Annotated in this window: 25 protein-coding genes; 12 read left to right on the top strand and 13 right to left on the bottom strand. The window is 43.9% G+C overall.

Features of this window, described 5'->3' with window-relative positions; genetic code table 11:
• Positions 1-161: 161 nt before the first annotated feature.
• The 5 genes from OB236_RS21280 to OB236_RS21260 all read right to left on the bottom strand — a co-directional run bounded on the left by OB236_RS21280 (position 162) and on the right by OB236_RS21260 (position 6,919).
• A complete protein-coding gene (locus tag OB236_RS21280; protein ID WP_076229110.1) occupies positions 162-1,229 on the bottom strand; it encodes an ABC transporter substrate-binding protein in 1,068 nt (355 codons plus the stop codon).
• Positions 1,230-1,448: 219 nt separating this feature from the next.
• The gene (locus tag OB236_RS21275; protein WP_262685787.1) at positions 1,449-3,035 is read right to left on the bottom strand and encodes a response regulator transcription factor; all 1,587 of its coding nucleotides are present in this window, start codon (positions 3,033-3,035) and stop codon (positions 1,449-1,451) included.
• Positions 3,028-4,845, bottom strand: coding sequence for a sensor histidine kinase (locus tag OB236_RS21270; RefSeq protein ID WP_262685786.1), 1,818 nt, complete (start codon positions 4,843-4,845; stop codon positions 3,028-3,030). Before OB236_RS21270 ends, OB236_RS21275 begins: the two co-directional genes overlap by 8 nt.
• Before the next feature lie 132 nt (positions 4,846-4,977).
• Entirely contained in the window at positions 4,978-5,904 is a 927-nt protein-coding gene (locus OB236_RS21265) for an LLM class flavin-dependent oxidoreductase (RefSeq protein WP_262685928.1), read from the bottom strand.
• A 142-nt stretch (positions 5,905-6,046) separates the two neighbouring features.
• The gene (locus OB236_RS21260) at positions 6,047-6,919 is read right to left on the bottom strand and encodes an NAD-dependent epimerase/dehydratase family protein (protein WP_262685785.1); all 873 of its coding nucleotides are present in this window, start codon (positions 6,917-6,919) and stop codon (positions 6,047-6,049) included.
• 174 nt (positions 6,920-7,093) lie between these two features.
• On the opposite strand from OB236_RS21260, the gene OB236_RS21255 reads away from it, so the two are divergent.
• Entirely contained in the window at positions 7,094-7,465 is a 372-nt protein-coding gene (locus OB236_RS21255; RefSeq protein ID WP_262685784.1) for a winged helix-turn-helix transcriptional regulator, read from the top strand.
• A gap of 33 nt (positions 7,466-7,498) precedes the next feature.
• A complete protein-coding gene (gene ytvI, locus OB236_RS21250; RefSeq protein ID WP_076229104.1) occupies positions 7,499-8,578 on the top strand; it encodes a sporulation integral membrane protein YtvI in 1,080 nt (359 codons plus the stop codon).
• 58 nt (positions 8,579-8,636) lie between these two features.
• Here the strand turns inward: ytvI and OB236_RS21245 are convergent, their stop codons facing one another.
• From OB236_RS21245 to OB236_RS21215, 7 genes are all read right to left on the bottom strand, one after another.
• Positions 8,637-9,476 (bottom strand): MBL fold metallo-hydrolase, encoded by an 840-nt coding sequence (locus OB236_RS21245; RefSeq protein WP_262685783.1) that lies wholly within the window; start codon positions 9,474-9,476, stop codon positions 8,637-8,639.
• Between the two features lie 77 nt (positions 9,477-9,553).
• Positions 9,554-9,790 (bottom strand): hypothetical protein, encoded by a 237-nt coding sequence (locus tag OB236_RS21240; protein ID WP_076229102.1) that lies wholly within the window; start codon positions 9,788-9,790, stop codon positions 9,554-9,556.
• A gap of 105 nt (positions 9,791-9,895) precedes the next feature.
• Positions 9,896-10,777 (bottom strand): M14 family metallopeptidase, encoded by an 882-nt coding sequence (locus OB236_RS21235; protein ID WP_262685782.1) that lies wholly within the window; start codon positions 10,775-10,777, stop codon positions 9,896-9,898.
• 59 nt (positions 10,778-10,836) lie between these two features.
• The gene (gene racE, locus OB236_RS21230; RefSeq protein WP_317259363.1) at positions 10,837-11,646 is read right to left on the bottom strand and encodes a glutamate racemase; all 810 of its coding nucleotides are present in this window, start codon (positions 11,644-11,646) and stop codon (positions 10,837-10,839) included.
• Between the two features lie 103 nt (positions 11,647-11,749).
• Positions 11,750-12,838: a delta-lactam-biosynthetic de-N-acetylase gene (locus OB236_RS21225; protein WP_262685781.1), complete on the bottom strand. Its 1,089-nt coding sequence runs from the start codon at positions 12,836-12,838 to the stop codon at positions 11,750-11,752.
• A gap of 794 nt (positions 12,839-13,632) precedes the next feature.
• Positions 13,633-14,931, bottom strand: coding sequence for an alpha-glucosidase/alpha-galactosidase (melA, locus tag OB236_RS21220; protein ID WP_076229099.1), 1,299 nt, complete (start codon positions 14,929-14,931; stop codon positions 13,633-13,635).
• Positions 14,932-15,052: 121 nt separating this feature from the next.
• Positions 15,053-15,484 (bottom strand): disulfide oxidoreductase, encoded by a 432-nt coding sequence (locus tag OB236_RS21215; protein WP_262685780.1) that lies wholly within the window; start codon positions 15,482-15,484, stop codon positions 15,053-15,055.
• 76 nt (positions 15,485-15,560) lie between these two features.
• Here OB236_RS21215 and OB236_RS21210 point away from each other — a divergent pair, with 76 nt between their 5' ends.
• The gene (locus OB236_RS21210) at positions 15,561-16,421 is read left to right on the top strand and encodes an AraC family transcriptional regulator (RefSeq protein ID WP_262685779.1); all 861 of its coding nucleotides are present in this window, start codon (positions 15,561-15,563) and stop codon (positions 16,419-16,421) included.
• 36 nt (positions 16,422-16,457) lie between these two features.
• Here OB236_RS21210 and OB236_RS21205 read toward each other — a convergent pair whose 3' ends face one another.
• Complete coding sequence (locus OB236_RS21205; RefSeq protein WP_262685778.1) at positions 16,458-16,895, bottom strand: hypothetical protein; 438 nt, start codon at positions 16,893-16,895, stop codon at positions 16,458-16,460.
• A 191-nt stretch (positions 16,896-17,086) separates the two neighbouring features.
• Here OB236_RS21205 and OB236_RS21200 point away from each other — a divergent pair, with 191 nt between their 5' ends.
• The 9 genes from OB236_RS21200 (at position 17,087) to OB236_RS21160 (ending at position 24,192) form a co-directional block, all read left to right on the top strand.
• Positions 17,087-17,755 carry a helix-turn-helix domain-containing protein gene (locus OB236_RS21200; RefSeq protein ID WP_076229095.1) on the top strand — a complete coding sequence of 223 codons (669 nt, stop codon included), beginning with the start codon at positions 17,087-17,089 and terminating at the stop codon, positions 17,753-17,755.
• A gap of 5 nt (positions 17,756-17,760) precedes the next feature.
• Positions 17,761-18,408: a hypothetical protein gene (locus tag OB236_RS21195; RefSeq protein WP_076229094.1), complete on the top strand. Its 648-nt coding sequence runs from the start codon at positions 17,761-17,763 to the stop codon at positions 18,406-18,408.
• 39 nt (positions 18,409-18,447) lie between these two features.
• Positions 18,448-19,107, top strand: coding sequence for a hypothetical protein (locus OB236_RS21190; RefSeq protein WP_262685777.1), 660 nt, complete (start codon positions 18,448-18,450; stop codon positions 19,105-19,107).
• A 71-nt stretch (positions 19,108-19,178) separates the two neighbouring features.
• Complete coding sequence (locus OB236_RS21185; protein ID WP_262685776.1) at positions 19,179-19,835, top strand: hypothetical protein; 657 nt, start codon at positions 19,179-19,181, stop codon at positions 19,833-19,835.
• A gap of 71 nt (positions 19,836-19,906) precedes the next feature.
• A complete protein-coding gene (locus tag OB236_RS21180) occupies positions 19,907-20,686 on the top strand; it encodes a hypothetical protein (RefSeq protein ID WP_262685775.1) in 780 nt (259 codons plus the stop codon).
• Positions 20,687-21,084: 398 nt separating this feature from the next.
• Positions 21,085-21,624, top strand: a complete 540-nt coding sequence (locus OB236_RS21175) for a hypothetical protein (protein ID WP_262685774.1) — start codon at positions 21,085-21,087, stop codon at positions 21,622-21,624.
• Positions 21,621-22,175: an accessory gene regulator B family protein gene (locus OB236_RS21170; RefSeq protein ID WP_262685773.1), complete on the top strand. Its 555-nt coding sequence runs from the start codon at positions 21,621-21,623 to the stop codon at positions 22,173-22,175. Before OB236_RS21175 ends, OB236_RS21170 begins: the two co-directional genes overlap by 4 nt.
• A gap of 1 nt (position 22,176) precedes the next feature.
• Positions 22,177-22,299: an AgrD family cyclic lactone autoinducer peptide gene (locus OB236_RS21165; RefSeq protein WP_262685772.1), complete on the top strand. Its 123-nt coding sequence runs from the start codon at positions 22,177-22,179 to the stop codon at positions 22,297-22,299.
• 84 nt (positions 22,300-22,383) lie between these two features.
• Positions 22,384-24,192, top strand: coding sequence for an EAL domain-containing protein (locus tag OB236_RS21160; protein ID WP_262685771.1), 1,809 nt, complete (start codon positions 22,384-22,386; stop codon positions 24,190-24,192).
• The last annotated feature ends 34 nt before the right edge of the window (positions 24,193-24,226 follow it).

Genomic DNA, 24,226 nt, shown 5'->3' with positions numbered 1-24,226 from the left:
TCAGATATACTAACTTTAAATGAGATAAAATTTCTAAATTGTTTAAATTATTGTCGAAACGTCCATGAATATAGACGTTTCGACCTTTAATGGTCATGATTCGTTAGTTTTTTAAAATAAAGTTTCATTTAATGTTATATATATGTTAATTATAATAACTGTCATTCCTGTCCAGTAACAATTTTACCAAAACGTTTAATGTTGTCGTCTTTCTTGGTTGCCGCCCAGTCAAAATCATAATCGACGAGCTTGATATCTTTTGCCTCAGCAATTCCCTTCACAGCTTCTGCATCTTTACGGACAGAACGGCGTTTAAATTCTTTTTGAATCAGCGCCTGTACATCCTTGCCTACCAGAAAGTCGATAAATTGCTTGGCTTGCTCCATATTTTTGGCGCCTTTGATCACCGCTGCACCATCAGGTACTGACGAGGTGCCTTCAACCGGATAAATGATTCCGACCTTGGCTCCACCTTCAACATACCGCAGCGCCGCTTCCTCCAGAGTCACGCCGAGTGCAAACTCCTTATCCGCTACACCTTTGTACACAAGACCGGAGCCGGATAACACTTTTCCATCCAGGTTGGTCACAAATTTCTTAATAAAGCCCCAGCCGTTGTCTTTCCCGTTTGCTGTAAGCATCGTAATAAGCTGTGTGTAGGAGGAGCCGGATTTGGCCGGATCGGCAAATGCAATTTTGCCCTTCCATTTCGGATCAGTCAGATCCGTCCAGCCCTTCGGTTCCTCGCCCGCTTTCACCAGTTCCTTGTTGTACATAATGATCATCGGCAAGGCTGCAAACGGTGTCCACACATTCGTTTTATCCACATATTGCGGAGATAAATTATCGAATTCCTTCGTTTTGTACGGTTCAAAATATTTCTTGTAGGCTTCCAGCGAATCAGCACCGCCTGCCCAGAATACATCCCCGAGTGGATTAGCCGCTTCTGCCTGAACGCGTTTCAGCAAATCTCCCGTGCCTCCAGCAATCAGCTGCACTTCAATCCCCGTACGGTCCTGAAATTCCTTTACGATCGGGTTGTTAACCTCTGCTGCATTGGGTGAATACAGCGTCAGCTTACCGCCTGTTTTGGCAGCTGGCTGCTGTGCGGCAGGTTGAGGCGCTGCCCCCTCAGCCGGTTTGGCGCTTGGTGTTTCCGTTGTGCCACAGCCCGCTAATGAACCGACCAAAAGCAGTGATGCCAAAATACTGGTTACCATTTTTCTCATTGTGTATGACCCCCTATTAGTTTGAAAGCGTTTTACTTCTAGTACTACTATATCCACTGATGAAAGTGCTTTCAATGTGATGAAATTGCTCAGTTGTTGAAATTTTTGCCCACTTCATTCGCAGTAAATCCACTCTTTCCGTCTAGCGTTCCCCTTATAAAACACAATAAAACGCAAAAAACCGGCCCAAGGGCCGGACATAGCCTATATAGCCGGTTATTACAACGGTAAACTCTCAATCCCAAGCCGCTTGCGGAACTCTGTCGGTGTTTCTCCGGTATATTTACGGAAAATTTGACTGAAGTAACGTGAATCCTGGTAGCCTACCTGAACGGAAACCTCGTATATTTTCAATCTCGGATTCGTTAACAGCTCCTTCGCATGCCGCATCCGAATCTGCGTTATATATTCAAGAAAACTGGTACCCACCTGTTTTTTAAACAATCGGCTAAAATAGCTTTCACTCATATGATGGCGTTCTGCGATGCTCTGAAGGGTAATATCTTCGGCATAATGAGCTTGAATGAAAGCTTCAATTTCCTCGAATCCGCTTTTCTTATGAGTGTCCGACTGCTCGGTATATTTGCGATTCCATTCGAATAATGAAGTATTCAGCCGTTTCAGTGACAATTCCAGCGTCTCCTCCACCCGCTCAGCCGAAGCCAGCGAAAAGCTGCTGTCCAGTACGATGCCACGAAGCTCTGAATCTCGCAGCAGCAGCGAATACAGTGTCACCGTATATTCAAAAAAACGCCTTCTGGCTTCCAAGCCATCCGTATGACGATGAATAAGCTGGCTGTACCAGATCTCTGTCATTTCCTTGATGGATGCAGGATTTCCCCATTTGACCAGATCGATCAGTTCCTCCAGTCTCGTATAATTGGTACGAAGAGGATCCTGCTGCCGATCCATATCCTCAAACCAGATCATGCGCTCCTGACCGACAAATACCGTTTGATATAAGGCGCTCATCGCCTGTTGATAAGCAGTCGGAAGCTGCTCGATATTGATACAGGGTTCGCTTGCACCCAGTACATGGCTTTCTGCAATAATGGGCAGGAGCGGAGACAACTGATCCAGCTTTTCGGTTAGCGGAGCTCGGTCTATAATTCGGTTAACGACTAAGGCATAACGGTTTTCGTGTATTCTCACCGCAGGCAAGGTCGACAACACGGCCATTTGCTCTTTAATCCCCTGCTTCAGCTGTTCTCCAGCCGCCCCGCTCGTATGCAAACCATCAAGCTGCAGCAGCAATACCCGATAGGAGGAAAATTCCTCCGATGAGGATCCCCCGTACTCCAACAGCCACTCCTTCTCCATCGTTCCGGCATAATCAAGCAGCATATCATAGAGCATTTTCTCCAAAATCAGCGGATGCTCCCAGCTGTAGCGCAGCTCCATACGTTCCTGCAGCGATTGCCGCTGCTTCTCCTCATCCAGCTTGGAGGTGATGCGTCCGATGACACGAATCAGTTCATCTGCATTGGTTGGTTTAAGCACGAAGTCAGCGGCTCCCAGCTTTACTGCTTTTTGGGCATAAGTAAAATCATCGAATCCCGTAAGAAACACGATTTTCATTTTTGGCCACAGCAGGGCTGCTTTTTCAGCTAACTGAATCCCGTCCATCGCTGGCATCCGAATGTCCGTTAATAATATATCGGGCTGCTCCTGCTGTATAACCTCCAGACCCGTCACCCCGTCACTTGCCTCACCGATGATCGAGCAATGCATGTCCTCCCATGGAATCGTCAGCTTCAACCCTTGCAGAACAAGCCATTCATCCTCGACAATGACCACTTTATACATGACGATCCTCCCCTGCTGTGCGCATTACAGGAATTTCAATAATGACCTTGGTCCCCTGCAACGCCTTACTTTCGATGTCAAAACGATAGTTGGAATGGAAATAAAGCTCCAGCCGTCGCTTCAGATTATGAAGTCCGATTCCCGTATTATGCTCATCATTGGATTCGAACTTGCCGTGTAGAAGCAGCTCCACCGTTTCCGGTGGTATACCTACTCCATCGTCGCTCACTTCAAAACGAACACGCTCTCCCACACGTGAACCATGAATCCGAAGATGCCCCTTGCCCGGCCTAAGCTCAAGCCCATGGGTAATCGCATTCTCCACCAGCGGCTGAATGAGCAGCTTCAGGGTATAGAGCGCTTCAATGTCTTGATCGATAATTAATTCCGCTTCCAGCTTTTCACCGTAGCGCATTTTTTGAATGACCAAATAATTACGAATCTGCTGCATATCCTCTTGTACCTGAATAAAGGGCTGTCCCTTGCGTATACTGAACCGCAGCAGCTCACCAAGTGAAACCACGGTCTGACTAATATCGTTGATCTTGTGAATACGGGCCATCCAATTAATCGAATCCAGCGCATTATACAAAAAATGCGGGTTAAATTGAGCCTGAATCGCCTTGATTTCAGCCTCCTGCACCATGAGCTGCTTGTTATACACCTCATCGATCAGCTGTTTGATCCGCTGCACCATTTTGTTAAAGCTGATTCCGAGCTGTCCGACTTCATCTCTGTACCTGGACCGAAAGGACACCTCCATGTTGCCGTTCTCCACCAGATACATCAGGGATCTCAGCTTCCGGAGCGGATGGGTAATTGTGACGGATAGCACATAAGCGAGCCAGCATGAGACAACACCAAGCATAATGACTATAAAATACGTCAGATTACGGATGCTGCTGCTCTCCTTGGTCAATACAGCTACAGGAACGACACTAACCATCTTGAATCCGGTAATTTCCGAGGTATCATAAATGACCATCGTCGCAGGAGCATTCTTGCTGTCCAGCTCAAAAAAACCTTTATTTCCGGCAAGCACATTTTCCAAATAAGGCTCGTTCAGCTTCGTCCCAACGATATGCTTGGATGGACTGCTGGAAATTACGTAGCCGTTGCGATCCAGCAGCAGCATTTGTCCACCGGGCTGGAGTTGAGCCTTATTGTATTTGTCCGCTAGGGCGTCTTCCATAATATCGACGACCATGTAACCAAGCGGCTGGCTCGTCTCGATCTTTTTTAACAGTCTGCCGCTGCTGAGTACAATACCGAAATCCTCGAGCTTTTTCATACTATAGTGCGTGTCCCAAATGATATTGCCGCCCGCCAGCCGCATCTTGCGAAACAATCCCCAATTTACATTGTAATCATCATATTGGTTCGGCAATAGCTTGCCGGTAAAATAGCGGTCTCCATTGGAGCCAAGCAAATATATCGCAATATTCCAGCTTTTAAAGCCCAGGAACGTGTCCAGAATATCATTGATCCGTTTCTCGTCCTGGTGCTTTTCCACCAACGAGCGCCCACCGTCTTTGGAGAGCACGTCCTGAATTTCACGGTTGCTGTAGATGTACATCGTAAGCTGCTCGATATCTTTGACAAAATAGTTAAGGCTGTAATTGACTTGGGATAAGCTTTCCAAAATCGTCTGGCACACTTGCTTTTGAACGACCTGCGAGGATTTATAGTAAGAGAAGGTTCCCAGAATGGATAACGGGATTATGGAAAGCGGAAGTATCAGCAGAATCAGCTTCTGTTGGAGACTTGTTCCGAGCAGGTAGTTCTGTATCCGGTTCAGCACTTGCGCCATCTCGCACCCTCTCTCGCTTCTTATTACACATCATGCCCGATGCAGGTTCCCATTAACAGCTGCCCGAGCATGAATTGTAACTATTGTAATGCGGAGAGTCTAACAGCGTCAATTCATAAAATGATTGTTCATCTATAGCATAGCTTCGGCCAGCAGCTCAAAAGAACGCAGCCGATGTTGATAGTCAGGTATAGGGGTAACGACCAGAAACTCGTCCACACCGTATATTTGTCCAAGCTGGTCCAGCTCGGCTTTGATCTGCTGCGGAGTGCCGACCAACAGCTTGCGCTTGGATGCAGTACTCACTTCCGCACTCTGCTCGGCCTGATTGAAAGCTTTGGCCGACTTAAGGGCGAGCTGTCCGGCCTGTTCTTCGGTCTCTGCACAGATTACGCCTACGGCAACAATTGCACGTGGTCTCGAAGAAAGAGCGGATGGCACATATTGCTGACGATAGCCTGAGAGCATCTCGACCCCATCATTGTCGCTCATAAACTGCCCGAATACATATCCCGTACCATATTGTGCTGCGTAAGTGGCACTCTTATGGTTCGTACCGAGCATCCATACCTCGGGAGTTTCTGTTGGAATTGGCCGTGCCAATACGGGTTCACCGTCTTGCCGATAGGTGTGGGTCAGCAGCTCCATTAAGGCTTGCAGCGAGTCAGGCAGCTGTCTAAGATTGTCCAAAAAATTGCCGCTTAAAGCCATGGTCACATGTGCAGAACCCCCAGGTGCCCGCCCAATCCCCAAATCAATGCGTTCGGGATACAAGGCTGCCAACAGATGAAAGCTCTCTGCCACCTTAATTGGCTTGTAATGCGGCAGCAGCAGAGCACCTGATCCAAGCCGGATTCGCTTCGTCAATGCACCAATATGAGCAAGCAGCACCTCCGGGGATGTACAGGCCAAGCCGACCATATCGTGATGCTCAGCCACCCAATAGCGATGGTAGCCCAATCGTTCAGCGGTTTGAGCCAGCTGCAGCGCCTTCTGCAGAGCAAAGGACGCACTGACCTCACCAATTACTGGAACAAGATCCAACACACTCAGCTTGATGTCATCCACTTCTCCTTTCGTATCTGATCAGATCAGCAAAAGGGCCACCCTATTGGGAAGACCCTTCATCTGATTGTGTTCACCGTTTAACTTGCAAATGGACCAGATTTCTGCTCCAATGGAGATACTGCAGCAGTTCCTTTTACAACTGATCCATAAAATAAATCTGCTGCTCCCAGCCGAGCACTTGCTTGATTTTGGCATTGGACAGCAAGCTTATACGACCCTCCAAAGGAACACGAATATCCGTAACCTGTGCCAGATGCGCGGCTACCAGCTCCTGTGTACCCCGATCCGAAGAGGTATCGTCAGCAGCCAGGATAAGCGCTTGCACGCCAAGTCCGTCTTTTTCTATCGCAAGGCGACAAGCACTGGCGACATCACGGGCATCAATATACGACCACAAAATCCGTTTTCTGCCTTCCGTATCCGCGAATTTGGCCTGAATCGTTGCATAGCTTTCAGGAATAAGAATATTGCCCAAGCGAAACGAAATTACTTGCATACCTGTACGGCGATGGAAAGCTTCGGCCGTTACCTCATTCACAACTTTGGACAAGCCGTAGCTGTCCTCAGGAAGCTGTGGATGCGCTTCATCAACAGGCAAATACTGCGGCGCAAAATATTCACTGGCAAATACCATACCGTAAGAAGACTCGCTTGAGGCAAGTACAACCTTCTGAATGCCGAGGTTCGCTGCTGCTTCCAGCACATTATACGTATTCATGACGTTATTGCGGAAACAAACATCATTCGTATGCGTATAAGCCTGTGGAATAGCTGCAAAATGGACAATACCTTCGACTTGACTGCGGTTGGTGCCACTGAATGGTGCCAGTGCATTATGAACCTGACCCAAATCATTCAAATCTGTAATAATCGTACGGCACAAAGGCTCATCAGGAAGCTTCCAGTCCAGATTGATAACCTCATAGCCCTGCTCTATAAAATGCTTTACCAGCCAAACGCCAGCTTTGCCGCTGCCTCCGGTAATAATAATCGTTTTTTTGCTCACAATGTGACACTCCTTTGATAGTTTACAGATTCGGATCCATAGGAACCTGGCTGCTATTGCTATTTTATCCATAGTTCTTTAAAATGGGAAGTAGTGAATTTTTATTCATATTATTACAGGAAATATACCTAGTAACCTTGAGGTAATCCCTTAATAACAGGAAGGATGGTACATATGTCTCTCTTAGAAAATGAAACCAATAATAAACTCGCAGAAACTGGAAGTAATTATGTCCCTAAACAACCCGTGTACATTGATTGCTCCATTGAAAGAACCTTGGATGCCATCGGTGGCAAATGGTCCTTTCTCGTGCTGCGCGAATTGTTCGGCGGAACCAAACGCTTTGGCGTACTCCAAAAGAAAATCAATGGCGTCAGCCCCAAATCGCTAACCGAAACCTTGCGTCATCTGGAGGAGCAAGGCGTGTTGGAAAGAACCGCTTACCCTACTGTACCTGTCACTGTAGAATACACCTTGACACCGAAAGGCCACGATCTCCACCAGATTTTGAAAGAAATGAAGCTTTGGTCCGCCAAATGGACTTAGTCCCCCTATTCCCCTGTATGACGAGGTGACCGGATGATAGCGTTTTACCAAAAATATTGGAAAACCGTGTTTGATATTGCATTGCTGCTCATAACCATTTATTTGTTCATGCTGCTGTTCAGTTATTTGTATCAGATTGCCACACCGATTTTTCTTGCTCTTGTCATTTACCTGATTATTGAGCCTTTGGCTCGCTTTTTACATAGACGTGGTTTAAGCAAAAGTATTGCCTCCGCCATTTCAACGGGATTGTTTATTCTCGTCATTCTTGGTGTTATCGCTGGTGTCGGAGTTATTTTTACGAGCCAAATTCTGAGCCTTAAAGCCAGCTTGCCCGAATATTCAGCTATTATGCAAAAGCAGCTGATCCTGAAAACAGAATTTCTGCGCAACAGGATGGACGCACTCCCGGATGATGTGATACATAAAATAACGCAGTACTCGACAGAGATTGCAGATAAGGCTTCTCAACTGGCAGGGCAATTACTCACCAGTACGTTCTCCATGCTGACCAGCTTTTCTACCTTTGTCGTCAATTTCGTGATTGCGATTATATTGGCTTACTTTTTAAGCATCGAGATTGAAACCTGGAAAAGAATGGCCCGTGATAAAACACCTAAAACATTCAAAGCCGCGTTCACCTTTTTGCGTGAAAACGTACTGCTCGGAATCATCGGCTACCTGAAAGCTCAGAGCAAGCTTATCAGCTTAACGTTTATCGTTATTTTTGTTTCGCTGCTGCTGCTCGGAGTAGACAATGCCTTTTCGATCGCTCTGCTGTCGGCCGTATTTGATGTGCTGCCGCTGCTCGGCGTGTCTACCCTGTTCATCCCGTGGATCATTTATTTGTTCATTGTCGGACAGACGACGCTTGCGATCTGGTTATGCATCATACTTGGTGTCGTCATCATGGTCAGACAAATTATGGAGCCCAAAATCACAGGAGACTCGCTTGGTGTATCTGCCTTTACGATGCTGTCCTTCATGATCATTTCTCTCTCCTTGTTTGGCATATCCGGCCTGATACTTTCTCCTATCCTCATCATCACCATCAAAGCTTTGTACGAGCAGGGATATCTGCAGCGCTGGATTCGCTGGCCTGAAGGTGAATAAATCAATAAATAAAGAGCCCAGTGAGCATAAATCGCTGGGCTCTTCGTATATCCATTTCTTACCGCTCTGTCAAATACAGCATCCGCTCACCCGGGGCCAGCATCTTGAATTTTAACATCGGATAATAACGCAGCAGGTAATCGACAAAATAAGCCGGGTTTTCCGTGTTGCTGGCGAACATATCATAATGCATCGGAATGATCATCTCCGCTCCGATCTCAGCCGCCATATCTGCTGCTTCACGAAACGTCATATTACCGTAAATATGATTGCGCAGACGCCGCCAGTCATGGCCGTTGATGGGCATACAAGCGATTTCGATCTGATGCGGCTTCAGCGCATCCTCCAGTTCCTGATCCGCAATTGCATCCCCTGCATGATAAAATACAAGTCCATTAAAATCAATCACATACCCCAAAAAGAAATGGTTGCCATCAGCGTCGGTTATGTACTGCTCGTGCTTGCAAGCTACAGGTGTAACGGTGATGCCGGAAGCCAATTCGAACTTGATTCCTGCTTGTGCCGGTATAATCCGTTCACGGCCAATACCCGCGTCCACAACTCGCTCCATATGAGGTGCCGGACAAATAAACATCGCCTGCGGGGAGCGGATCGCAAGGTCTTTTAAGGTTAACGGATCCAAATGATCCGAATGATGATGAGTGATAATGACATAATCCGCGTTGTAAATCTCCTCCGGCTGGATTGGAGGTGCAAAGGATCGCGCAGGTGAAGCTGACAGATAGGGATCAAAGTAGATGATGAATCCCGATTTTTTTATAACCAGGCTTTCCTGTCCTAACTGCCATATCGCGATTCCATCCTGTGGAACCTCAGTTGTATCCATTTGCTCTAATAATTGTTTGCCCGTTTTGCGGATGACGATTTTCTCATTCATAGCTTTAAATCCTCCCTATTGGCTGTGAATCACTAAGGCGATAACGCCTGCATTAGCTTATTCCATTATACTACAAGCTACTTCACAGCGTACTTACGTTCAACGCGATCCGTGAAAAAATTCATCAGCAGCAAGGAAACTGCAATATCATCAACCGGCAGGAAAGGAAGCAAATCAGGGGCAACCCAGTATACGACAGCGGGTATGACAAAGAGCAGCTTTTCTCTCAGCGGTACTTTACTGGAAAATAGGAGTGGTATGATTCTCTGGAATACATGACCCCAATTTCGAAATGAAAGCAAACGTCTCCACATGGTATGGTCCCCCTTTGATATGATCCAGGCTGCTGGCTTCAACTACCGTAGGCTTGTCAGCCTGTATACTTCATATACGCAGCAGCCGAATCGGGGTTGCAGGAATTACAGTTTGAGTGCCTCTACCATAATTTTTGAAGCTTTCCCGTACATATCGTCCAATTGCGAGTAAGGCAGTGGGTTGATTCCGAGGCCCGTTTCTACCGTGAAGCCCGGCCTGCGAAATTCCTGAATGAACCAATCCTTATACCCGGCGTCACTGCCCGTCAGCTTCACTGCCCTATAACCGCTTACCTGGGCAAAACGCTCAGCGATAGCTTCCGATTCAACAGGCTCATAATCATTGTAATTCCAGTAAATTTCCTCGCCTTGCGTATGAAAGGCTATCACCATCGCAAAGTCCCGTTCTCTTGTAAATGCCTCGATAGCTCTCGCTTCCGGCTCGGATAAGGGAGAGCTCCCACTATAGTCCCGGGATGCCGGATTGGCTACTTGGCGACGCGTCCGTTCCAACTCCCAGTTAGCAGGAAACTGATCATTCAGATCAACGCCATGAATATTGGCCTTCCAGCCTGAGAAATCGGTAGACCCGCCGTTCCATTCCAACAATTCGTGTCGCTGCTGATCCTCCGGCTTGGTCAAGACAAGCTCCACCCCATCTGGATTAACCATCGGCACGACCCATAATGAGGTTTGCTCAAACATTTGCTTGGCATCAACTCCCTGTACCGAATTACCATGCGTATAAGCTTCTGCATATTCACGAATAAACCGAATGAGCAGCGATGTAGTAATCCATTCATTCGCATGAAAGGCCCCATTAAAATGAATGTGCCTGGTACCGCAGCCGATTCTTAGTACCGGGATGTCCCTGTCTTCGACACTACGGCCGATCGATCCGACCTCGAGAAAAGGATAGTGCTCTTTCAGCTGTAGAATGTCCATAACCATCCCCGCATAATCAAGACCTTTACCAAATTCGTTCATCCATATGCACCCTCTCATTAAGAAACGATCCGAAAGCTTTTGGCTCCCGAATCGCTGTCTCATAAAATTGTTGGAGATCGCCAAATGACGGGCATGACTCCAATTTGATCATTCAACCAAATTTGTGCTATTTTTTTGAACATCCATGGATCTCCACTGCAAAAAAATTGATGTACTGGCATTTCTTCTGTCGTCGCCAACATCCCTTTATGGTACAAAATCGCGCTGATCTCCCTCGCCGTTTCATCTGCGGAGCTGATAAGTGCCACCCGTGGCCCCATCGCTTCCGAGATCGGTTTAATCAAAAAGGGGTAGTGCGTACAGCCCAGAATCAGACAATCCATCGGTACAGTACTTAGCTCCTGCAAAGAGCTTTTAACTACAGCTGCCGTCTGCTCGGCCTCGAACAATCCCTTTTCCACTAAAGGCACAAACAAGGGACAGGCTTGGCTCGACACCTGAATATGCGGTGATAGTTGGCGCAGAGCCAGCTCATAGGCTTTACTTTTAATCGTGCCTTCAGTTCCAATAACGCCGATCTTACCGCTTTTCGTGTTTTTGATTGCAGCACGGGCACCGGGATGAATAACGCCCACTACGGGAATCGGTAGGCGGGAACGGATTTCGTCCAATGCTACGGCTGTCGCTGTATTGCATGCGATTACGACCATTTTCGGATTAAAGAGCATAAGATAATCGACAATCTGATGTGTAAACTGAATAACTTCCGCTGAAGATCTGGGTCCATAAGGTGTGCGGGCGGTATCGCCAAAATAGCAGATTCGCTCTTTGGGGAGCTGACGCATTACTTCTCTGGCTACGGTAAGCCCACCCACTCCGGAATCCAGTATGGCTATCGCTTGCTGCACGAATATTCGCTTCCTTTGTATATGAATATATACCGCATACCTCTAAATAAAGTATGTTGCAGGAAGTCAAAACGTACCGCAAGGATGACACTGTCCGCTCCAATTATCTACCTGGGGGCTGAATATCGGTCAATAAGGCAAGCTCGTAGCCAGCTTTACGTATCCCTTTAATAATCCGATCCAACGCTTCAATATTTTCAGGGGAGCCTTGATGAATCAACACAATATTGCCATCATGGAGATTTCCCATAATATCATTATATGGATCATCTGCTCCATTAGCACGCGGTACCCAGTCCTTCATTGCCGTTGACCAGAATACTGAGGTATAGCCCATATCCGACACCATACTTAATAAATGCATATTATAGCGACCGTAAGGAAAACGGAAGTACGGCTGGATCTCTTGGCCCGTCACTTCTTTATACAGCTTTTCATAATCATGAATTTCCTTCTTGACCTGCTCGTCTGTCTGTAAATTCATATCCGTGTGCGTCATCGTATGGTTGGCAACCAGATGTCCATCCTCGACCAGTCTACGGACGAAATCCGGATCTTTTTTGACGTTATATCCAGCAATGAAAAAGTTGGCTTTGGCATTATTATCTTTCAGCGATTTGATCAAGAGCTCTGTATCGCCCATCGGACCGCCCGTATCAATCGTTAAGTATACTTTCTTACCGGTTCCGACCCATAATGCCTTCATGTTATCCGTGTACTGATTGATTTCATTAGGAAAATTCGGAACCTTCCCCTTCGGCTGCTTCATATAGTACCATGAATAATCCTTACGATCATTCGTGATTGGCTGCCGCGGTTTATATGTATTCGCAGCTACAGTGCTGCTGCCGGAGGCTCCATACCCGCTGTCTGCCCCATTGCCTACAATGGCGGCTGCCGGATTACTCGGCTGCTTGAGCGGCGGCTGCGCAGGTGCCTCAACTGGAGCAGCAGGCGATTCCACCGGTGGCTGTATAGGTGACGGCTCCACGGGAGCTTGTACCGGCTCCGGGGCAGGCGTAGGCTTCGTATCTTTAATCGCTTCAGCCCCGGAAGGTATTGGCTTGCCGGTTTCCGCATGCTGCTGTGACGACTCATTCGAACCGCTTGTCCCTGTGCAAGCTGCAAGCAAGGTACCGCACAGGATAACCGTCAAAGCTGCAGCGCCTGCGCGGCTTCGTATCTTCATCATGTAGGTTCGCTCCATTTCGTAGGTTATTCTCTTTCACTTATCATAACATTCCAAGAGTGAGGCATAAAGAAAATGTTAGGAAAGACAGCTAACAGGTACCCGTTCCATCGAAATTCGGTATATGTTTCAACTCAACTGATCCGTTCTTAGTATTTATTAAATCAAATGAGGCTCCATACATATAGAGGACTAATGTCATTTAACAAAATCCCATCAGATTGCGAGTGATGCAAATGGAGGCGCTATTTTGTTCAAAATGTAATGAGAAGATCGTTGAGGAACACCTTCCTTGCAAGTATTGCGGAACGTTCGCCAGTCGTACTGAAGGAAATGCTTTAGTCAAGGACAGCACGACCAAGCCTCAAAAAAGCAAGTTGATTATTTTGATCGTCTGCCTCGTTATAGTTGTGATAGCTGCTTTCATTTTTCTGCGATAGCAAGTCGTTTTCTGCTCTTTTGTCATGCCCTTTAATGTGCCAAAAGGACCTTCCGATTTCTCTCGGAGGGTCCTTTTCGTTGTTAATCTTTTCTCTTCCTACCCCTCACCCGAAGGGCGGTGAATAACAGCGGAGCGGCCGTATCACCTCTAAAACCGTGTTCAAAAAGGATAGCGGAAGAGAAAGGGGTATGCTGTAGGAGCGCAGCGTTCGCCTTTGAAATCGTGAATATACCGTAACCCTAAATTCAAAATTCACGATTTCAACAGCGACCGGAGGCATCCCCTTTCTCTGCAGCGAACTTCCTTTTTGAGCACGGCCGCGCAGCGCCCCACATATTCACCGCACTTCATCTCTTCACACGAATTTCGGCAACCAATTACCATGCGCTTCAATCAGATCGTCACACATCGCTACGATATCATCCATCGACAACTCGGCAGCCGTATGCGGGTCCAGCATAGCCGCATGATAAATATGCTCTTTTTTACCGGTAATCGCCGCTTCCAATGTCAACAATTGAGTGTTGATGTTCGTACGGTTCAAGGCAGCCAGCTGTGGAGGCAGATCGCCTACATAAGTCGGAGTTACACCACTTGAATCGACCAGACAAGGTACCTCAACGCAAGCCTCACGAGGTAAATTCGTGATTAAGCCCGTGTTCATCACATTACCGCCAATTTTGAACGGATTGTTGGTTTCCATGGCCTCCAGCATAAAAGAAGCGTATTCTTTGGAACGATTATGCTCCAAATTTTTGTTGTTAACGAGCTCTTCACGCATCGTTTTCCATTTTTCGATTTGACGGATACAACGACGTGGATACTCATCGAGTGGAATATTGAAGCGTTCGATCAGCTCCGGATAATTTTTCTTAATAAAATAAGGGTGGTATTCGGCATTATGCTCGGAGGATTCAGTTACATAATAGCCAAAACGGAACATTAGCTCATAACGCACCATATCCGTATGCTGCTCTTTTTGTTTTTCTTTGGCACGGCGTTTAATTTCCGGATACAGATCCTTACCGTCCTTGGTCACCTCCAAAAGCCAGGCCATATGGTTGATTCCGGCGATTTTGGTTTGCACGCCTTCCGTATCGATCTCAAGCGTCTTGAACAAATGCGGCATACACGCCTGAACACTGTGACACAAACCTACGGTTTTGACACCGCCATACGTATTCATCCCGTTCGTCAGAACTGCCATCGGGTTCGTATAATTTAAGAACCAGGCATCCGGGCAAACCTCCTGAATGTCCTTGGCAAAATCCAGCATCACGGGTAATGTCCGCAGATTACGGAAAATCCCGCCTATTCCCAGCGTATCTGCTATCGTCTGACGCAGACCATATTTCTTCGGAATTTCAAAATCTGTAATTGTGCAAGGATCGTAGCCGCCAACCTGGATTGCATTAACTACATATTTGGCTCCGCGCAGCGCTTCCTTGCGATCCGAATACGCTTTCACGTTGCATGTGCTACCGATCGATTGCTTCAAATTATTCAGCATGTTCTCGGAATCCTTCAGACGCTCGGCATCAATATCGAATAAAGCCAATTCGAAGCCTTGCAAAGCAGGGGTCATCATACAGTCACCCAACACGTTTTTGGCAAATACGGTACTACCTGCACCTAAAAATGTAATCTTGGACATCGTAACAGCCTCCCAGTTCATTGAATAAGTTCATAACCTTAACTAGAACTATACGTCAAGAAACCGGGAATGCATATGGAGACAAACCATTTTTACATGGATAAATGTAGTACGTTTGTCGTTAGCCTTTACGAACTGCAGACCATAGAGCAAGTTGAATAATTGTAATTAATGTAAAAGCCATAAAAGCCAGCACAGGAATTGTAATAAAACCAAGCCAATTAATATAGTCAACATCACACGGAACAGGCCCACACGTAGACGCTGCTTCCTTGAACCAGGAAGTCTTTTGCATCAAGATATGATACAGCGAAATCCCCATCCCCCATATACTTAATGGAAGTACATAGATAAACTGCTTCGTATCCTTGCGAACAGCAGCAATCCCAAGTATAATCGCCAATGGGTACATCAATATTCGTTGATACCAGCACAGCTTGCAGGGCAGATAGTTCAGAATCTCTGAAAAATACAAGCTTCCAAACATAGCCATTACAGCAACAATCCAAGACATATGTAGTCCATTTTCTTTAATAAACCGATTCCAACCCATGGCTCAGCGCTCCTTGTTTTCCTTCTAATATAGGTATGTACACTTCATCATATCAAAATCAATCGAGGTGTTCCACATGAGTTCACATCATCATCACGTCTCATTCAATCCGCATCCCAGTAAAGGGGAATTATCCGTGCTTTTTAGCGGGCATGCCCAGACGAATCCGCTGCACAAGGTAGGGCCACAGGTGCTTGACTACTACTTGGTGCATTATGTGGTATCGGGTGAAGGAACCTTTCGCTGTATGGGGCAGGATTATCATCTGGAGCGTGGGGGTAGCTTTTTTATATTTCCCGGGGAATTGGTCAGCTATGAGTCGGATGAATTGAACCCGTGGAGCTATCGTTGGGTAGGCTTCAAGGGCAATCGAGCAGATGAATATTTGCACATGCTGGGTCTTTCACAGCACCGACCCGTGAATATGACAAAGCAGCACCGAAAGCTCAATGCTTTATTTCATCAATTGGATCACAAGCTGCAGGCGCGGCTTCCCAATAGTGATTTGCAATCCCAAGGCTATCTGCGGCTGATCCTTGCCGAATACGCTCAATCCCATCATGAGACCAATGTTCCGAAGGAAGAGGCGTCGGGGATTCAGCAGCAAATTGAACAGGCGATCCGTTGGCTGACCCTGCAGCACAATCAGCCGATTTCCATCGAACAAATGGCACAAAGCCTTGGGTATCACCGCACTCATTTATCAAAAATGTTCAAGCAGCACACAGGAATGTCACCCATGAATTTCCTGCTGAAAATACGGATGGAGCGTGCACGACTGCTGCTGCAGGATACATTGACTGTAGAGCAGGTCGCTTCATCCGTCGGCTTCGGAGATGCACTGTACTTTTCCAAGCAATTTAAAAAGTGGTTTGGCCGCTCACCGTCTGAATACCGGCAGGACCAAACCACCAACCCTTATGATTGCAATGAGTAACCGTTTGGCATTCCGAGATCATACAACCCTGTACGTTCATTTGCGTTTCCTGCCATGCTTCACCAGTGTCATTCGCCGTGAATGCCGCAGCCAGGAATAATACGCTTTCAAATCGCGAAGCTGAATATCTTCCGACAAACGTCCCAAGAAGGTAACAATAATCATTTTATGCAAAGGTTTGCCCGTGATATCCGTTTCATCCTTGAGCACCATAAATTCGGATACCACGGCCAAATCATCATCGATCAAATATACTTCCTTTTCATTTTCGTAATAGGGCTGGATTCGATTGTTTTTCAATACCTCCCATAAGAAGGTGCATATATAGTCGATATTGCCTTGGTCGCTATCCACTCGTTCCGACCATCGGGACAGGGCATGACTGGTAACGACAATATCAGCAATTTTGTATCCGTTAAACTCAATAAAAAAGGGCTCATAGGTGCTCCAACGCTTCATGCTTTTGTCTTTCAATATGTATCCCCCTCCCGATTCAGGTATTGCTCCCCCTGTGATAAATGTAGTATTTATACTACATTACGTCAAGGTTTACTTTAATTTACTGGCAGTATGTGAGAAAATAAAAATAACTTCCGACATTTTCGCATCAACCTATTTCATTTCTATACAGGCTCCCTTACAATAACGATTAAGAGGTGATTTTAATGGGACAAGCTATCCCTAATTTTGGCAAATTTCTTGAAAGTTTGCGCGGTTCCATCTCCCTGAGAGAGGCAGCCAAAAAAAGCGGATTATCGCATGCGTATATACGTGATTTGGAATTAGAAAAAAACCGTTCCACCAATGAAAAAATAACGCCATCCCCCGATACCTTACAAAAGCTATCCAACGCATACGGCTACCCCTATAAGGAACTGATGATTAAAGCCGGGCATCTTGAGGAGCACGATTTGATGCCTGACGCGGCTACCCCTGATATTGAGGTCGATCTGAGCCATGTCTACTACATCGAAATTGGTATGAGAGATATTATATATGCGGATCAGCAAGCCCGATTAAAGAAAAGCATTGATTCATTAAGAGACTTTAGCGATTTCCTGGATACCTTGGAAGAGAGTGGATTCAAAAAGATTGATTCTGATCTCTATGTGAATTTTCATAATATCCGCAAATACGACGAACGCAACGGTTTCTTATATTTTGATGCCTCAGGTGAAGGTGTTTGTGTCACGATATCAGCTACCCGTCAGCGCAAATACCACGATCTTATTGTACGGCATGTAGCCAACAACAATCAGTCCAGCCTTGAATTCTCATTTGGCAAAACAAGCGGCAAAGAAGCATCGATCTCTCCTGCCCGTAATAAAGGCTAAGCATAATGATTGTTGAGCTGGCAATCTTTTTCTTCTTCGGCTGGGCATCCCTGCTGGCTCTTGGCTTGGTATTATTTCGTTTAAAGCTGCGGTCCTATTGGGCGCAAATTATTACATCATCCATACTGTTGGATTACATATCAGTCCTCTTGCAAATTCATCATAAAATATATTTAATTACAACGGTGCAGCCCATTAGCGCTATATTGTGCTACTGGCTTATATTCAGACTTCATTGGTTCTATGCAATCATCATTACCATAACCTCCTATTTAATCAATTTCAGCCTTGAGGCTGTCTTGAATTTTGCCTCAGCCAGGCTGCAATCGATCGATTTTTTAGTCGCTATACAGAGTACAGATATTGCATTGGCCATTCTGATCATTTTTATTGACCTGTTCCTTTGTTGGATGGTCATCAAATATCGGTTGGGCTTTACGTTTATTCCGCGCCACTCGATCAAACCAGAAGCTTTTGTACGAAAAAACAAACGGATGATGCCGACCTTTTTCGTTACACTTGTCATCCTGATGCTGTCCAGCTTTTCTCTCTTTTATTTCAATACCCACATCGCTATGACTCTGCAAATAGTGGTTATTATTTTGTGGTTTGTCGTGATCAGGGAGGCTTATCGTAGGGAAGCTATGGAATAGATGGCTATGAGGTCCAAAATAATGAGTCGGGGGATCTATATGTTTCCTATTGAACAAGCGCTGGAGTACCTTGTCCATTTTCTGGTCTGGCCTACCTTTTTTATGTTAGCCCTTGCATTATTCCGTATAAGATTACAGCAATATGTATTGCCAATTGTAGTGTCTACTTGTATTTTGGCCCCTACTACCGCCTTGCTGCAGGCTTCAAAATTGATTTATTTAATAACCATTATTCAACCATTGGTTTTTTTATTGTGCCTGATGGTCGTATTTCGTTTCAAGTTTTTTCACAGCATCATTATGCTTGGTCTTGTATACATCTACAATATTTTCTTAGAAGTCAGCTACAATGTTGTCGTAGCTCAATTCGATTACGAAAAGTTTCTACAAATATCCAAAGATGAATACATTATGCAGGGTGTTTTCATGGCCATTATCAATTATTTGACCATCTATATCATAATAAAAGCTCGATGGGGGTTTACTTTTATTTCCCCACGAATCAGTAAAATCCGTTCTGGGACATTGAATATTCAAAATAAGCTGTATTTAAGTGCGATAGTCATTATTTTTCCTCTTAGCATGATTGGTTTAAGCCTTTATTTGTGGAGCGAACTGCTTGTAGTAGTACTTTCTGCTACTTCTATAATACTCGCCATTGTTATACATTTTAGTTATAAGAGAGAACTCCTTGATTAGTCCAGAAGCTCGGTACTTCATTCTTGCTAACAAAATGAAACCAAAAATTATTCATACGGGGGATCCGAATATTGGCTATTGAACAAATACCGGACTATTTCATCCATTTTCTGGCTTGGCCTACCTTTTTTATGTTAGCCCTTGCATTATTCCGTATACGATTAAAGCAGTATGTGATACCAATTATTGTGTCGACCTGTATCATGGCACCTACTGCCGCCTTATTGCAATCTTCAGAATTGATTTATTTGATAACCATTATTCAACCATTGGTTTTTTTATTCTGTCTTATGACTGTATTTCACTTCAAATTTATTCATAGCATCATTATGATAGGTTTAGTATTTATTTATGATGCATTCGTAGAATACGGCTATAATATTGTGGTAGCCCAATTTAACTACGAGCAGTTTATGCTTATAACTCAAAATGAATATATCATGCAAGGCTTTTGGGTAACCTTCATCAATTGTTTAACCGTCTACATTTTAACGAAATCAAGATGGGGATTCACATTTATTTCTCCTCGAAGCAGTAAAATCCGTTCAGAAACATTGATTATTCAAAGCAAGCTGTATGTAAGTGCTATGATTTTTATTTTTCCTTTTAGCATGATTGGTTTATGCATTTTTTTGTGGAAAGAAATGTTTTTGGTAGTGCTTTCTGTTGCTTCTCTTTTGATCGCTATTGTTTTGCATTACTGCTATAAAAGAGAGTTGCTTGATTAGTCCGGAAACTCGGTACTTCTTTCTTGCTAACAAAGTGAAATCCAAAATTATTCATAATAAGGAACCTAATGTTGGCTATTGAACAAGTACCAGAGTATTATTATTCGTTTATAGCTATAAAAGAAAGCTTCTTGTCTAGTCGAGGTATGGCTGTCAAGCTGAAAACTATCGCCACAGGGGGTGGAAACTTTATGCTTGCTAATCAACAAATACTGGAATATTTAATTTATTTTCTGGTTTGGCCTTCCTTTTTTGTACTGGCCCTCGCAATATTCCGTATGCGATTAAAGCAGTATGTGATACCGATTATTGTAAGCACCTGCATAATGACGCCTGTTGCTGCTTTGCTGCAGTCTTCGGAAATAATTTACCTATTAACAATCATTCAGCCGTTAGCTTTTTTATTTTGCCTGATGGTTGTGTTTCGTTTCAAATTTTTCCACAGCATTATGATGATCGGTTTGGTATTTGTTTACTCTATATCTGCAGAGTTTGCTTACAATATGATTGTAGCTCAATTCAACTACCAATATTTTTTGAATATATTGCAAGATGAATATATCATGCAAGGCTTTTGGGTGTCGTTTATCAATTACATGACAACCTACTTGATTATACGAAGTAGGTGGGGATTTACTTTTATATCAACTAGAAACAGTAAAATTCATTCAAGTGCCATGATCATACAAAACAAGCTTTACTTAAGTGTTTTAATTTTCCTTGCTTCATTTAGCATGATCAGTTTATCTGTTTATTTGTGGAAAGACATGTTTTTGTTCATATTTACATCTACGTCTACAATTCTTGCTTTTGTTCTTCATTATAGTTATAAGAGAGAATTTCTTGATTAGTTTCACCTGCTGCTGAATTATTTTTGTCGTGACCCGAAAGATTTGTGGAATAGTTTAATAAATCAATAGATGAGTATACAACTTTTAAAAGATCGCTTCTACATACCGTTTTAAATAAATTGTCTGTATTCAGTGATGATTTAAGGTTTATAGTATTATGAAAACGCTCTATTCGACAAAATTCTACTTGTTATGTCATCGATAGTGTATTAATATATCCATATACTATAATTTGCTAATTTAACTTGATACTAATGCAAAAGGAGCATGTTATGATACTTCTCACAAGAACATTTTTCACAGTTATCGAGTTCACTGCAATGCTCCTTTTTTGTCTTTCTCTGTTTCGAATTTATTTTCGTTATTCTCTGTATAAGGTAGTTGGGATCGCTGTAGTTATGGCATCAATTTCAGTCTATATAAGAGATTACTTGGAATTAACTGATTTTTCATTAATACCTGTTCTTGTAACCGGCGTTGTTATGATTACGATACTCTTCCAACTTCCCATTATTTTTTCATTTTTAGTGTGCGTACTCGGTTTACTTGCAACTGCAACATTTGAAGGACTTGTGATCTATCTGGGCTCTTATTACGATGTTTTTACTGAACAAATTCTCAAAACCTCTATAATACAATTCAGTATATTCGAATTGGTCAATGCGGCTATTTTACTTTTAGTCATGTACCCCATACAGAGGTATAAACTTGGTTTTCACACAACAAGTAATGATGCGTTAAAAGCTTATAATTTTTGGTTATCTGCTATTTTAATCATAGCAATCTTTACGATGCAGGTTGCACTTGTCAAACTCTCTACGATCCACGTAGTAATTCCAATCATCTTAGGCTTAATTTTATTAACCGCCGTTTATCTTGCTTATTTACATAACAAAAAACTATGGAAAAACAGGCGAGAAAGGTTGTCCAAGCAATGAATTTCATAGATCGATCTGCTGAATCCATTGCCAAAAGTATTCGAAGGAATTATGATAAAGCAGGATCTGAAGCTGTTCTGAAATATTCATTAAATCTTGTGATTAATACTCTTACAGCTATAATGGTAGCATTTTTATTTTGTACTTTTACAGGTCATTTATATCAGTTCCTGATCGCTTTCATATCTTTTATTATGATTCGTTTTGTAACTGGCGGTATGCATATGTCTTCTTCTCTGACTTGTTGTATCATGACAGCAACTATATTTGTAATAGCCTCTCTAACTGATTTTAATTATGACAAAGTATTTTTGGCTCTTGATTCAATTTCCATCGTTATTTTCCTCATAACCGTACCTAATGACATACAAGGTTTTAGCAGCCTTGATAGTAAATATTATCCTTTATTAAAACTTATTGCTGTATTAATTGTATCTAGTAATTTTATTATTCACTCCACGGTTTTAACTGCTTCCTTTATTATACAAGCCTTTTTAACTACACCTATTGCTTATAAAGCTAGAGATATACTAGAAAGGAGGTGTCTATAGTATGAAGAACAAATTTGCTATTATTGCGAACAGTGCTCTAATGGTTCTTGCAACGATTTTTGTAACTACAAATTCTGTCCTCGGTCACCGTCCTGAAACTCCACAAGAGCTTTTGAAAAAATAATGTGTTATTGTAACATGTAGGGGCTGCGCTTTGCCGCGGCCCCTATTGTGCTATCAAATCCTTCTCTTATGGAGCTGAGTCTTTATGCAGAAAATTCCCGTCACGCGAGATGGCAAGAGAGGGTCAGAAATACTGATTATTGATTCCAGCGAAGTTGTCAAAATCGACAAAATTCGTGATCGTGAAATTATTATTCATACCCAAGAACATCAGTATTACCTTGACTTCTCATTCGACAATTTGGAGGAATGGCTGTTTGAGGATGGCTTTCGATTATTGGATAATGCCAATATCGTCAATATGAATCATGTGGCGGAATATGACAATAAGAAAGGCATCGTCTATCTCAACAAGCAGGACCGTAATAAGTACAAAGTAGCTTCTACGGCCCGTATTCACCGCGAACATGTGGAGAATGTGATTCAGCTCATTCGTACATCGGATCCGAGCTCTGCTGAACACAATCCCAAAAAACATGATCAATTGTTTGAAAAAATCATCAGCGAGACTCAGGATGGTCAACTGCTTCGTTCTTATGCAACGATCCGTGCCGTGAACGAACGCAAGCGTGCAGAAGAAAAGATCGTACATATGGCTTACCACGACGCTCTCACCAATTTACCAAACCGATTGCATTTTGATCAGCGACTTAAAAGGAGCTTCGCCGAAGCAGAACGAACCAACGGTAAAATGGCTATTATTTTCTTCGATTTGGACCGTTTCAAAGTGATTAACGATACACTTGGGCACCATGTTGGCGATCGGCTCCTTCATGCTTTATCCAATAAGCTTAAAGATTATGTTCTGGATAAAGATCTTGTTGCACGCTTCGGCGGAGACGAGTTTATTGTATTATTATCTAATATTGCCAGCATGGATGAAGCCGCTCAATTTGCCAAAGGGATTCCGGAGCTGCTCAAGGAACCTTTTATTTTCGAAGAGCAGGAACTGTTTGTAACAGCCAGCATCGGAATCAGTCTTTATCCGAACGACGGTACGGATGCAGAAACCTTATTGAAAAATGCGGATATTGCGATGTATCGTTCCAAAGAGAAAGGTGGGAATTCATACCATTACTATCATCCGGAAATGAACAAACGCTCTATGCACAGATTGAGTCTGGAAATTAATTTGCGTAAAGCACTGGAGCGTAACGAGTTCCACGTATATTACCAGCCCTTTGTCGATTTGAGCCATGGTGAAATATTCGGTATGGAGGCGCTCATCCGCTGGTTTCATCCGGAATGGGGAATGGTCTCTCCTGCTGAATTTATACCGCTGGCCGAGGAAACCGGTCTTATTATTCCGATAGGCAATTGGGTGCTGAGGCAAGCTTGCATTCAAAATAAAAAGTGGCAATCGCTTGGTAACCACCCGCTTCGTGTTTCTGTCAACATTTCAGCCATACAATTCCATCAGCCTCAGTTTGTTCAAATCATTGAGGACACTCTGGAGGAAACGGGCCTTGATCCATCATTGCTCTGCCTGGAAATTACAGAAAATGTCGCTATGACGAACGTCCCTTATATTATTGAAACGATGCAAAAGCTGCGATCCATGGGTGTCTTTATTTCTATCGATGATTTTGGCACCGGCTACTCATCATTCAGCTATCTGAAGCGATTTCGAGTACATACGCTCAAAATCGATCAATCGTTCATCCGAGATGTGACCTTTGATGAGGAAAATGCCGCTATCGTTACGGCACTTATTGCCATGGCTCAGCAATTAAAAATCAAATCCCTTGCAGAGGGTGTCGAAACAAAGGAACAGCTCGATTTTTTAATTATGCGAGGCTGTGATGAAATTCAGGGCTATGTGTTCAGTAAGCCGATTTCGGCTGATGAATTTGAAATTTTGCTTAGAGAAAATAAACAACTGTCTATCATCTGAATCATAGAAAAAAGTGTGCGGTCTTGTACTGAAA

The organism is Paenibacillus baimaensis (assembly GCF_025567575.1).
The sequence above is the reverse complement of the archived record's forward strand: the minus strand, read 5'-3'. Positions and strand labels throughout refer to the sequence as shown.

Excerpts from the sequence above, each read along its gene's own strand:
- OB236_RS21235 (WP_262685782.1), bottom strand. The coding sequence starts at position 10,777 with ATGAACGAATTTGGTAAAGGTCTTGATTATGCGGGGATGGTTATGGAC.
- ytvI (WP_076229104.1), top strand. The coding sequence starts at position 7,499 with ATGATAGCGTTTTACCAAAAATATTGGAAAACCGTGTTTGATATTGCA.
- OB236_RS21200 (WP_076229095.1), top strand. The coding sequence starts at position 17,087 with ATGGGACAAGCTATCCCTAATTTTGGCAAATTTCTTGAAAGTTTGCGC.
- OB236_RS21165 (WP_262685772.1), top strand. The coding sequence starts at position 22,177 with ATGAAGAACAAATTTGCTATTATTGCGAACAGTGCTCTAATGGTTCTT.
- OB236_RS21245 (WP_262685783.1), bottom strand. The coding sequence starts at position 9,476 with ATGAATGAGAAAATCGTCATCCGCAAAACGGGCAAACAATTATTAGAG.
- OB236_RS21280 (WP_076229110.1), bottom strand. The coding sequence starts at position 1,229 with ATGAGAAAAATGGTAACCAGTATTTTGGCATCACTGCTTTTGGTCGGT.
- OB236_RS21225 (WP_262685781.1), bottom strand. The coding sequence starts at position 12,838 with ATGATGAAGATACGAAGCCGCGCAGGCGCTGCAGCTTTGACGGTTATC.
- OB236_RS21190 (WP_262685777.1), top strand. The coding sequence starts at position 18,448 with ATGTTTCCTATTGAACAAGCGCTGGAGTACCTTGTCCATTTTCTGGTC.
- OB236_RS21210 (WP_262685779.1), top strand. The coding sequence starts at position 15,561 with ATGAGTTCACATCATCATCACGTCTCATTCAATCCGCATCCCAGTAAA.
- OB236_RS21175 (WP_262685774.1), top strand. The coding sequence starts at position 21,085 with ATGGCATCAATTTCAGTCTATATAAGAGATTACTTGGAATTAACTGAT.
- OB236_RS21275 (WP_262685787.1), bottom strand. The coding sequence starts at position 3,035 with ATGTATAAAGTGGTCATTGTCGAGGATGAATGGCTTGTTCTGCAAGGG.
- OB236_RS21170 (WP_262685773.1), top strand. The coding sequence starts at position 21,621 with ATGAATTTCATAGATCGATCTGCTGAATCCATTGCCAAAAGTATTCGA.
- OB236_RS21195 (WP_076229094.1), top strand. The coding sequence starts at position 17,761 with ATGATTGTTGAGCTGGCAATCTTTTTCTTCTTCGGCTGGGCATCCCTG.
- OB236_RS21240 (WP_076229102.1), bottom strand. The coding sequence starts at position 9,790 with ATGTGGAGACGTTTGCTTTCATTTCGAAATTGGGGTCATGTATTCCAG.
- OB236_RS21215 (WP_262685780.1), bottom strand. The coding sequence starts at position 15,484 with ATGGGTTGGAATCGGTTTATTAAAGAAAATGGACTACATATGTCTTGG.
- OB236_RS21255 (WP_262685784.1), top strand. The coding sequence starts at position 7,094 with ATGTCTCTCTTAGAAAATGAAACCAATAATAAACTCGCAGAAACTGGA.
- OB236_RS21270 (WP_262685786.1), bottom strand. The coding sequence starts at position 4,845 with ATGGCGCAAGTGCTGAACCGGATACAGAACTACCTGCTCGGAACAAGT.
- OB236_RS21160 (WP_262685771.1), top strand. The coding sequence starts at position 22,384 with ATGCAGAAAATTCCCGTCACGCGAGATGGCAAGAGAGGGTCAGAAATA.
- melA (WP_076229099.1), bottom strand. The coding sequence starts at position 14,931 with ATGTCCAAGATTACATTTTTAGGTGCAGGTAGTACCGTATTTGCCAAA.